Consider the following 12,536-nt stretch of genomic DNA (forward strand, 5'->3'; position numbering starts at 1 on the left):
AGACGATGATGATAAAAACATTTAAAAATTGGGGGGCTATATGGTTTTTACTACTATTGCTCACACTTTGTGTTCCTATAACAGGTTGGGCACAGCAAGCAACTATCACAGGAAAGGTGCTGAATAGCAGCAATCAACCACTAGCTGGTGTTCTGGTTAGTGTACAAGGAGCAACTGTAAAAACAGAAACAGCAACCAATGAGGACGGCAGTTATTCCATACAGGTTACTGATGGAGCATCTCTATTATTTAAGTTCATTGGTTATGAGTCCAAAGAAGAAGTTCTTGGGGCAAGAAAGACGATTAATGTCATCTTGATGACCGATGAAACTGAATTGGAAACAGTTGTGGTCGTCGGTTACGGGACACAGAAAAAGATGACGTTAACCGGAGCTGTTGCTGGTGTAAAAGGGTCTGAAATGAGACAGACTAAAAATGAAAACCCACAAAATATGCTTGCTGGTCGTATTGCTGGAGTGCGTGTTTGGCAAAAAAGTGCTGAACCAGGTGCATTTAAAGCCAATTTTGATATCCGTGGTATGGGAGCGCCTTTGGTGATTATTGATGGAGTTCCCCGTACTTCCGAAGATTTTCAGCGTCTAAATCCTAGTGATATTGAAGAAGTCTCGGTTTTGAAAGATGGATCTGCAGCAATCTATGGTGTAAGGTCGGCAAATGGTGTCGTTTTAGTCACGACAAAAAAGGGAAAAGAAGGGAAAGTATCTATCGGTTATAACGGTTCATTTACCTTCCAAAAGCCTTCTGGAATGCCTTTTTTAGCAAATGCATTTGATGCCATGAAGATCTATAACGAAAAGTCGATGAACAACATCAATGGGGGAAGTTTAATTTATACAGAAAAAGATTTTGAAGACTTTAGAAATGGAACCCGTCGTGCTACAGACTGGACTTCATTGATCTTCTCCAAATTTTCACCACAGACACAACATGATATTAATTTTTCTGGAGGAAGCAGTAAAATACAGTATTATATTGGAGGGGGCTATTCCTACCAAGAAGGCTTTTTTAAATCGGGTGATCTCAACTATGATAAGTATAATTTACGGGCCAATATCAGCGCAGAATTAGCTAAAGGACTGAAGTTAGAATTAAATCTAAGTGGTATGGCCGATCAACAGAATAATCCATACACAAGTTCTGTCGATATTATTCGGAATTATTGGAAACAGGGTGTTTTATTTCCAGCTTATGCAGATCCTGAGAATACTAGATTGAATTATGAGGGGCTTGATTTGGAACAAAATACATTGGCGATGATCGACTCCGATATATCTGGATATCGTAAATATAAAAAGAAGACATTTCAATCCTCTGCAGCATTACATTATGACTTCAGTAATTTATCGCAAGCTCTTACCGGATTCTCAGCTAAAGCATTAATTGGTTATGATTATCGCGTGGATAACAATGCGATCTTTAGAAAAGAATATTACCAATATGCCTATAATGCGGCTACAAATACCTACAATCAAAAATTATATAACCTCAGTAGTCCTAATCAGATGAAAAGAGAGTTTTTTGATAAACAGCAACTATTAACGCAATTTATCGTGAATTATGACCGTACCTTTTCGGAAAAGCATAAAATTGCGGGATTAGTAGGTTGGGAAACGCAAAAGAATAATGGAGACAATTTTTATGGTGTTAAGAATTTAGCATTCGGTTCAGATCAATTATTAGCAGGAGTGGAAGATGGCCAGATGACATCGATGTATGGCGGATTGACCGACTATTATGATGAGGCAAAATCGGCCTTAATTGGAAGAGTTAATTATGATTTTGGAGGTCGTTATATTGCAGAATTTCAATTTCGATATGATGGCTCATCGCGATTTGCAAAAGGGCATCAATGGGGATTTTTCCCATCAGCATCTGCTGCTTGGCGAATATCAGAAGAACCATTTTTTAAATCTATTAAAGCACTATCATTTGTCAATCAATTGAAAGTAAGAGCAAGTTATGGTGTGCTTGGAGATGATTTGTCAAGCTCTTGGGATTTTGGTTGGATTCCTGGTTATATCTATCCTGCGACAAGTGGAAATGCCGAGAATGGTTATAACAATCAATATGCACCAGGTTACTTATTTGGAGATAAATTTATTACAGGAGTAAATCGTAAAGCTATTGCCAATGAGCTTATTACATGGTATAAAGCTAAATCGTTTAATGTTGGTATAGATTTCGAAGGTTGGAATGGCTTGTTCGGCTTTACATTAGATTATTTCGATCGGGTACGTTCTGGTTTATTCCAGCGTCGTAACAGTGAATTTCCGACTGTAATTGGAACCACAGCACCTTTAGAAAATGTGAATAGTGATCGTCATTTCGGATTAGAACTCGAGTTAAAACACCGTAATAAAATTAATGATTTTTCTTATAACCTTCGTGCCATAGCAACCATTACTCGAAATAAGTATTTGACCGCTGTGCAAAATGGGCCCTATAAAAATTCATATGATCGTTGGAGAAATGATAACTTAAATCAACGTTATCAAGGATTTCAATTTGGATATGAAGGTGCTGGACGCTATGAGAATTGGGATGATATCCGCAATTATCCGATTTATAAAGAACGTGACCTATTGCCTGGTGATTATAAGTATTTAGATTGGAATGGGGATGGTGAAATTAGTGGCTTGGATGAACATCCATTTGCTTTGGATCAAACTCCTTGGTTAAATTATAGTTTAAATGTGGAAACAGCCTATAAGAATTTTGATTTAAATGTATTGTTGCAAGGATCTGCATTAGGATCAATGGAATATAAAGAGCCTTTGTATTCGATCTGGGGAACAAATGGCGGCGGAACTCTGGAGCAATACGTGGATCGTTGGCACCCCATAGATCCAACAGCAGATCCTTATGATCCAAGTATTGAATGGGCAAAGGGTTACTACGGTTACACCGGTAGATATCCAAAATCAAACTCATCATTCAATCGTGTGAGTACGGCTTATTTGCGTTTGAAAAGTATTGAATTGGGCTATACCATTTCCAATTTAAGACCATCTTCCAATATGCGCTTACGTCTATTTGCTAATGCTTATAACCTGTTTACGATCACGGGTGTTAAGTTTGTTGATCCAGAGCATCCAGATGATGATTTAGGTCGGATGTACCCGCTCAATAAAACATATTCTTTAGGTCTATCCCTTACATTTTAATCGGTTAATGATGTATAAAAATTTAAATCACATGAAAAAAATATTGATCATATTATCTCTTTTTGGATCGTTAGGTCTTGCTGGTTGTACCGATTTGGACATTACACCAAAAAATATTGTTACTGATGAGGATCTATTGACTACTCCCGCTGGGATGGATATCTACATGGCTAGAATGTATAGTTTAATGCCTTTCGAAGATTTTAAATATATGGCCGAATGGGGTATTGAATTTAATGGCTGGTTAGCTTCTAATGGTATTGAAGGTACTGGAGAGGCTGTCAATAGGGATGGAATCACCCGATCTTTTACGGGAGAAAGAACACCGTACTGGGGTAGGGCTTTTGAATTGATACGCGATGCCAACCATCTGATTGAGACTTTGCCTAATTATAAAGATAAATTTTCACAAGAAATCTATAATCATTATTTGGGTGAAGCTTATTATGTACGAGCAACTGCTTTTTATGCTATGGCACGCAGATTTGGTGGTATACCTTTGGTCACTCAGGTTATTCAATATCCTGCTTCATCTGCCGATCTTGAAGTGGCAAGATCGAGTGAAGAAGATACTTGGAATCAAATTCTGAAAGATTATAACGAAGCTATTCAGCTCATGTTGCCTAAAAGCTTGAAATCTGGATATTCCAACAAATATGTGGCTTTGGCTTTTAAATCTGAAGCGATGCTATATGCTGGAAGTGTCGCGAAATATAATGAAACTGTATCTGGAAGATTAACAGGACTCGGACAAAAAACTGGAGTGCGTGTTATTGGTTTTGATCCTTCAAACTGGAAAGCCGCTTCTCAAAAATATTTTTTAGAGGCTTATCAGGCAGCACGAACGGTTATGGCAGAGGGAGGTTATGCACTCTATAAGAAAAAATGGCAAGCAAATGATGCAGAAGCACAGTATCAAAATATGGTCGATATGTTTAGTGATCTGAGTAGTCCTGAAAATATTTATGTCAAAGAATATCTTTTTCCGACAACTACACATAGTTTTGATGCTTTCAGTTCTCCGTTTGTATTTCGATCGCCATTATCAGCAGGAACCTGTCCTACAGTAGATTTTTTGGAGCTTTTCGACGGTTTTGACAAATATCCGAATGGTACTTTAAAAGTGACTTCAGGAAATACAAATGCTGAGGGTGATTATTTGCTGTATGACAAACCGATGGATTTGTTTAAGAATGCAGAACCACGTTTAAGAGCTTATGTTATTTTTCCAGATGATATATTTAGAGGAAAGTCGATAGAAGTTCGTGCAGGAATTTACACGGGTCAGCTTCCAATAAAACCATTATTTAATAATTATACGTATGCTACTGCAGATACCCGTTATCAGCAACTCAGTGCCTATACCGCAAATCCTAAAACATTGTATTTGAGTCCAAGAGATGGTGGTGGTCAAGAGACTGTTGAATATCAGGGACAGCGCATGCCTGCGGCTGGGGCAAATGGTCCATTTTATGATAATGGTGAAGCTACGCTTACCGGATTTTATATACGCAAATGGTTAAATACCAATTTGTCTAAAGAAATTGGTGAGGGAAAATCTGATCAGCCTTTTATTTTGATGCGTTATGCTGAAATATTATTAAATGCAGCAGAGGCTGCGGTAGAATTAAATATGCTTGGAGCAACAGCACCTGATGGAAGTGATTTCTTGCAAGTGGCAACATCTGCGGTAAATGAAATTCGCGAACGTGCAGGAGCAAAATTGTTGACGACTTCTATTGTCGGAAATAATAATGGACGAAACATCGTGCGAAAAGAACGACGTAAAGAGTTAGCATTCGAACATAAAGCGAAATGGGATTTACGTCGATGGAGAGTTTTACATTATGAAGGGAGAGACGATTTTTGGGGTGAACCTAAAGACAAAAATCAATATAGTAATAATGAGAATTTCCGTTTTAGAGGATTGTATCCCTTTTTCTCAACAGCATCAGGTAAATATTTCTTTGATGCTAGGTTTCAGTGGGTAAGTACCAAAACATTTTCTTATACCCCATTGGATTATTATTTTGAGATTCCTGGAGGAGAGGTCGCAAAAAGTGCTGTCATTGATCAACAGCCAAATCGCTAATATTAAAAATAACAGAAAATGAAAAATAGATTTTTTAGTATAGTAAGTATGTTGCTTTTATTAAGTTCATGCAATCTTTTTAAGGAAGACAATTATGAGATTCCGGCAGTGACATTAAAAGGCGAAGTTGTTGATGCCCAAACGGGAGAAAGTGTATTGACCGATCAAGGCAGTGAGGGTATTCGCGTTCGATTGACCGAGCTAAGCTGGGGTGACAATGTCGAACACAATCCAGATTTTTATTGTATGCCTGATGGTACCTTTCAACATACCAAGTTGTTCAAAGGTAATTATAATATAACAGTAGATGGTCCATTTATCCCTTTGGTTCGCAAGGATGTGAATAATACCATCTTATCGGATGATAGTAAGAATATGGAGTTGAATGGTACACACGAAGTCAAGATGGAAGTACATCCATTCTTGAAGATCGAGTGGGTAGGAGAACCTGTTGTCAGTAACGGGAAAATTAGTGCTCAGATTCGTGTAACACGCGGTATCAATGAGCAATTTTTTAAAGATAAGATCGAACCTTTAGGTAACTATAGTGCTGATTTTTTCAATATTACGGATGTTCAATTTTTTGTGAGTTATTCTTCTACTGTTGGTTATCGTGCTCGCGATGAGCGTTGGTCAAGTAAGATCGAATATAGCGGACGTAATTTTGATCCATTACTCGGACAAGTCATTAAACTGGAGTCAGTAGGAGAAATCCCAGCTGGACGTACCGTGTTTGTACGAGGAGCTTCTCGAATTAATTATGATACACCCAGAGGAAGTGGTACAAGAAGATGGAATTATAACGAAGCAAAAAGAGTCGATATTCCGCAATAAGGACGGATTTAATTATACTTAAATGCATTCAATATGAAAAAAACGAGCATATTAATAGCTTTGTTAGCGGCTTCGGCTTTGGTTACTGCGCAAGTTAAAGATCCCGTAAAAACTACTTTTCAAAGTTCAAGGGAGTGGCGTCCAACGATTGATAATAGGGCAGATGCCGTCATGATCTATGGTACAGGAGGAAATCCATCAGATAAATCCAAAAGAATTCCTTTTGAAGAAAGAGTAAAAACCTGGCAGAACAAGGGATATATTACGCACTTTATGACAGGTATTGCTTGGGGTGAATATCAGGACTATTTTACGGGTAAGTGGGATGGTAAGATGCATCTTGATGAAGGCCAAGTTGACATAAAAGGAGATACCATATGGCATGGACATATGGTACCTTATATCGTTCCAACGGATAATTATCTAAAATATATTAAGGAAATGCATGTCAAGCGCGTTATTGATGCAGGTATTGACGCTATTTTTATGGAGGAACCCGAATTTTGGGCTAGAGCGGGGTACAGTGAATCTTTTAAACATGAATGGAAAAAATATTATGGTTTTGAGTGGAGGCCACAACATGAGTCTCCGGAAAATACTTATCTCGCCAATAAATTGAAGTATTGGTTGTATTTCAATGCCCTAAATGAAGTATTTACGTATGCTAAAGCGTATGGGAAATCAAAAGGAATGGATGTTAAATGTTATGTGCCGACACATTCTTTAATTAACTATTCGCAGTGGATGATTGTAAGTCCTGAAGCAAGTTTAGCTTCGTTGCCCGTGGTTGACGGTTATATCGCACAAGTCTGGACCGGAACGTCCCGTGAACCAAATTATTTTAACGGTGTTGTGAAGGAGCGTGTTTTCGAAACGGCATTTTTAGAATATGGATCAATGGAGTCCATGACTGCACCAACTGGCCGTAAGATGTTTTTCTTGACCGATCCCATAGAAGATTGGCCAAGAGATTGGGTCGATTATAAGAAAAATTATCAAGCGACTTTTACGGCACAATTGTTATATCCGAATATTGCAGATTATGAAGTCATGCCTTGGCCTGAAAGGATCTATGAAGGTTTATATAAAACCAGCATGAATAGTGATACCAAAGCTAAAATTCCAAAAGATTATGCTACGCAGATGCAAGTGATGATCAATACCTTGAATCAGATGCCAAAATCTAAAAACCAAGTTTCTGGCTCTTCAGGGATCAGTATTTTATTGGCAAACTCGCTCATGTTTCAGCGCTTTCCAACACATGCAGGATATGACGATCCACAGTTAGCTAATTTTTATGGCCTTGCACTGCCATTTCTAAAAAGGGGAGTTCCTGTAAAAACGGTTCATATCGAAAATTTAAGCTTCAAAGAAGCTTTAACAGACACCAAGGTTCTATTGATGTCTTATGCTAATATGAAGCCTTTAAGCCCCGAAGCACATCAACATTTGGCCGATTGGGTAAAATCGGGAGGTGTGCTGATATATAGTGGTACTGATCTGGATCCTTTCCAGACTGTTCAAGAATGGTGGAATACAAAAGGAAATCATTACTCAAGTCCTGCAGATCATTTGTTTGAAAAAATGAATATTGAGGGAGTCGCAAAAGAGGGAAGATATAACTATGGCCAAGGTTCGGTACATATTTTACGAACAGACCCAAAAGATTACGTATTAAAACAAAATAATACACAGCAATTGCTAGCTGTAGTCAAAGATTTATACGAAACAAAAGCTAAAGGTGGAAAATTACAATTTAAGAATAACTTTTTTCTCACCCGTGGTGTGTATGATTTAGTTGCAGTTTTAGATGAAAGTGTCGATGCCAAACCCTATCAGATAAAGGGAAATTTAATAGATCTTTTTGATCCTAAGTTACCCATTTATACCAGTCGGGATATACAAGTTGGAGAGCAATGCTTCTTTTTAAATCTAGATCGTATCCAAGATAAGCAGAAGCCTCAGGTGCTAGCAGCAGCTAGTAGAATATATGATGAAAAGATAGATGCACATCATTATTCTTTTATCGCTAAAAGTCCTATTCAGACCACTCATATTTCACGTATATTATTACCTCAAAAACCCAAGAGCATCCTCGTCAATCAGCAAGAAGTATTTGCTGAATTGAATTGGGATCAAAAAACGAAAACATATTTGCTCGGATTTGAAAATGATCCTCAAGGTGTAGCTGTAGCTATTAAATGGTAGTATTTAATTAATAGAGTACTCTGTTGCCTTTGGTTAAAAGCTAAAAGATTATTTTTCGAAGACCTCATGCGTTTCGCATGAGGTCTATTTTGTATTAAGAATGCAGTTTTTGCTGATCTAAGAATTCAGATGGACTTACTCCAAATTGCTTTTGAAAGTTACGTGAAAAATGAGTGGCAGAGCTGTAACCCAGTAAATTGGAGATTTCATAGATTTTGAATTTTCGTTGTGCTAGCAATTCTGCGGCTTTTCGCAGCCGGGTCAGGTTAATTAATTCATTAGGAGATAGGCTCGAAACAACATTAATTTTTCGATAGAGTGTTGGTCTGCTCATGCACAAGATATCGGCCATACGGTCAACATTGAATTTCGGATCTTCCAAATGATGCTGAATAATGTCATCTACTTTCTGTAAAAATTCTTGATCACTTTGATTTTGACCTATACTCTGTATCTGAGATAGTGGATTACTCACGAAAAAAGCTTTTACTTTAAGCCTGTTTTTTAGAAGACTAGCGATTTGAGCTCTTAAAAAGGCAGGTGAAAAAGGTTTTTCAATATAAGCATCTGCTCCAAACTCCAAGCCTTGTATCTTAGACTCGATACTGTTTTTCGCAGTCAGTAAAATCACAGGAATATGGGAGTACGCCATATTTTCTTTAATATGTTGACACAATTCGTATCCATCCATTTCTGGCATCATCACATCGCTAATAATTAGATCAAAATTTTCAGATTCCATTAATTTCAAGGCTTCTATACCATTGTTGCTGGTTTGAACTTGATATTCTTCACAGAGATCATCTGCAATAAATTCCAGTAATTCTTGATGATCGTCGATTAGTAAGATATTGGCTTTTGCATTTTTCATGATGATGTTAAGCTTTGATTTAAAGGTATCGTTAATACAAATATGTTGAGGCAAGATTCGTCCGTGTGATAGACTATAGAACCTTGATGTTTTAGGGTGAGTGATTTTGTAAGGGCTAATCCCAATCCACTTCCAGAAATACTTTTATTTCTTTTTACGCGATTAAAGGGTTCAAAAATGTGATCTTGATCCGAAGGAGGAATAATTGGACCATCATTTTTGATTGTCAGTATAAATACCTTTTTGTATGGATCACTTTTCAAATCAATTGCGATTTGTTGATCAGCATATTTTAATGCATTGTTTAATAAGTTATAGCAAATTTTTTCGAAAGCATCCCGATCTATCAAAGCCATGATATTTGGCACGATATCCTGATTAAGGACACGGTTTTGGGCGATTAAGGTGATAGAAAAGTTATTGATGATCTCCTGTAAGATGAGACTGACATTTTGTGAGTCAAAGTTTAATTTAAATCCTTCAGCCTCTACTTTTCTGAAATCCAATAATTGATTGCTCAGATCGATCAGCTTATTCGTATTGTTTTCCATAGTCTGCAACAGTTTATCTATCGCAGGGTTGCGATCCACTTTATCCATTAATTTTTCCAATGGTGCCTTGATCAGGGTTAAGGGTGTTCGAATTTCATGGGCAACATCGGTATAAAAATTGATTTTAGATCGATACAATTCATGATCCCTAAGATTTTGTATGGTCAAGATATGTTGCCTATTGCGCTGTTTTATTTTTTCATTAAAATGATGGATAATAAAAGCAACCAGTCCAATAATAATAAGCCCATACATGAAAAATGCAGGTATACTTGCCCAGATGGGTGGCAATATTTCTATTTTTAAAGTTTTAAGTTGTGGAATCGCTAATCCATTGGGATCTTCTGCTTTGACCATGAAAGTATATTTCCCAGGCGCTAGTTTGGTAAAATATGCTCGTGGAATCCCTTTGATGTGATTCCATTTTTCATCTATTCCCTCCATTTTATAGCTGTAGCTTACAGAGTGTGGAGCTTGATAATGTAAGGCTGCAAAATCGAGGCTAAAAGAAGATTCGTCATGTTTGAGCTGAATATTTTCAGTAAAGAGAATAGATTTTTTCAGAATCGTAGAATCATCTGTTTGGTTTACCTCTCGATTGTTGACCGTAAGATCTGTAATAAAAATAGGAGTTGTTGTGGAATAATTGATGGCATTGAGACGTTCCGGTTTAAATCGAATCAAACCATTGATGGAGCCAAAATAGAAGTTTCCATTTTCATCATCGAACGATGAATTGTAATTGAATTGAAGCGTTGGTAAACCAGACTCCATATTATAAGTTCTTATTTTTTGATTTTTGGGATTATATCGAACCAATCCTTTTGAAGTCGCAACCCAGATGTTATTTTGTTGATCTTCCAAAAATGATAAGATAACATTGCTGGGCATTCCATTTTGCATATTGACGCATTTAAATCCATTGTTATGGATTTCTTTCTTGGCCACTCCACCCTCTGTAGCGATCCAAAGCTGCTTGTTGGAATCTTCAAATAAACTATTGATCCGATTGTTCGGTAGTGCTTTGGGGTCATTGCTTTGATGCGTATAATGTTTAAAGTATTTGGTCTTCGGGTTATAGCAAAATAAACCATCACGCCAAGTTCCAATCCATATATTACCTTCAAAATCTTCCAATATACACGTATAAAAAATATAAGCAGGTACATTTTTGATTAAGAAAAATTGCTTGGTATCCAAGTCAAACCGGTAGAGGCCTCGTGTCGAAGCGGCTAAAATATCGCCATTTTTTGTTTGATAAAGATGAAATATAAAATTACTTTCAAGTTCAGAATTTCGATAACTATTTCGATCTAAATGGTGAGTAACCTGTAATCGTTTTAGATCAAATATATCGAGACCATTTACAAAAGCGCCAACTAATAATTGATCTTTAACCGGTAGTAGTCCATGAATATTATTATTTGCCAACGCGCTATTTTGACTAGTGAAATTTCGGATCGTATGGGTTGAAGGGTTCCATTTTGAAATTCCTCCGTTTTCAGTACCCATCCAAATATTTCCTTGTTTGTCTTTCTTTATTGCTCTTACAACAGATCCTTGCAAGTTTGAAGGTTGATCACCTGGTAAAATTTTCTCAATGATACTATTATGTGCATGATAATAATTGAGACCACCAAAATAAGTACCGAGCCAAATACCTTTATCTTTGTCTTGAAGTATATTATAGATCGCATCATCAGAAATCCCCCATAGATTATGTTTTTGCTTTCTTAAATTTAGGAATGTTTGAGTAGCTATTTGATAGATAAATAACCCAGATTCGGTTGCAAACCAATATTCATGATCATTTGGTTGTATAATATCACGTACATACAAAAATTGTTTCAATTGCTTTTGACCGAGAATAGACGTGATATTTTTTTGCTTTCCATTATATAAAAAAACACCTGCTTTTGAAGTTCCGATCAATAATTCTCCGGTTTTTGTTTCTACAATTTTCTCAATGCTATACCAATCTTTCTTTTCAAATGTATCGGTAAAGTCTAGAAATATATGAGGCTTTTCCTGTTCATCAACTTCATAGATAAAGCCTTCCGGAGTGCCAAAATATAATTTTCCCGCGCGTGTGCTACATACTGAGGTAATGTATAGATTTGAATGGGTGATTTGTTTTGTTTTCTTGTCCACGAGGTTATGCATATATAACATTCCATTGGAAATAAACCATAATCTATGCTTATGATCGGTTGTGATGACAGGAACTTCTGTACTTCGAAATTTCTCATCCAATATTTTAAATCTTTCATAAATTGGATCATAAGAATAAATTCCTTGATCTGTACCAATCCACATTTTTTTTTGATCGTCTTCTTTTAAAGAAATAATAGAATTGCTCCCAAGACCATGTGGATGCTGTTGTGATGAAGTAAACTGTTTAAAGCTATTTCCATCAAAACGATTTAAGCCATCTTTGGTACCAAACCATAAAAATCCATAACTATCTTGCATACTGCAGATCACCGCATTATTAGACAATCCTTCATTTATTTGGTAATGATTGAAATAATAAGGCTGAGCATAAGTGTTCGCAGTAAAAAAAAGATACGCGAAATAAAGAAGCAACAGTTTAATTTTTATCATGTCTATAATTGGGAATTGATACAAAACAGCAACATTATGAAACGATTTCGATGATCAATATTTTCTAAATTTAGGATTTTAGTACTTGCAAAGATGAAGATAAAAAATATAAAAGTAAATCATAACTTTTATATTCATTTATTTCATTTATTGATTAACTAAATCGCTTAAGTTGATCAATAGTGTTCCAA

General features: G+C 36.4%; 6 protein-coding genes. 4 read left to right on the forward strand and 2 right to left on the reverse strand.

The annotated features are described in order from the left end of the window. The first annotated feature begins 5 nt into the window (after positions 1–5). From C8N37_RS10850 to C8N37_RS10865, 4 genes are read left to right on the forward strand one after another with little or no spacing between them, the layout of a single operon-like run. Positions 6–3,185 (forward strand): SusC/RagA family TonB-linked outer membrane protein, encoded by a 3,180-nt coding sequence (locus C8N37_RS10850; RefSeq protein WP_211322233.1) that lies wholly within the window; start codon positions 6–8, stop codon positions 3,183–3,185. Positions 3,186–3,216: 31 nt separating this feature from the next. Then, a complete protein-coding gene (locus C8N37_RS10855) occupies positions 3,217–5,277 on the forward strand; it encodes a RagB/SusD family nutrient uptake outer membrane protein (protein ID WP_108159077.1) in 2,061 nt (686 codons plus the stop codon). An 18-nt stretch (positions 5,278–5,295) separates the two neighbouring features. After that, complete coding sequence (locus tag C8N37_RS10860; RefSeq protein WP_108158907.1) at positions 5,296–6,111, forward strand: DUF3823 domain-containing protein; 816 nt, start codon at positions 5,296–5,298, stop codon at positions 6,109–6,111. 33 nt (positions 6,112–6,144) lie between these two features. Further along, positions 6,145–8,319 (forward strand): hypothetical protein, encoded by a 2,175-nt coding sequence (locus C8N37_RS10865; RefSeq protein ID WP_108158908.1) that lies wholly within the window; start codon positions 6,145–6,147, stop codon positions 8,317–8,319. A 94-nt stretch (positions 8,320–8,413) separates the two neighbouring features. Here C8N37_RS10865 and C8N37_RS10870 read toward each other — a convergent pair whose 3' ends face one another. Together C8N37_RS10870 and C8N37_RS10875 are read right to left on the reverse strand one after the other, a co-directional pair. Then, complete coding sequence (locus C8N37_RS10870; RefSeq protein WP_108158909.1) at positions 8,414–9,190, reverse strand: response regulator transcription factor; 777 nt, start codon at positions 9,188–9,190, stop codon at positions 8,414–8,416. Further along, positions 9,187–12,345, reverse strand: coding sequence for a ligand-binding sensor domain-containing protein (locus tag C8N37_RS10875; protein WP_108158910.1), 3,159 nt, complete (start codon positions 12,343–12,345; stop codon positions 9,187–9,189). Before C8N37_RS10875 ends, C8N37_RS10870 begins: the two co-directional genes overlap by 4 nt. Between the last annotated feature and the right edge of the window lie 191 nt (positions 12,346–12,536).

Source organism: Sphingobacterium faecium (assembly GCF_003054045.1).
GTDB classification, from domain to species: domain Bacteria; phylum Bacteroidota; class Bacteroidia; order Sphingobacteriales; family Sphingobacteriaceae; genus Sphingobacterium; species Sphingobacterium faecium.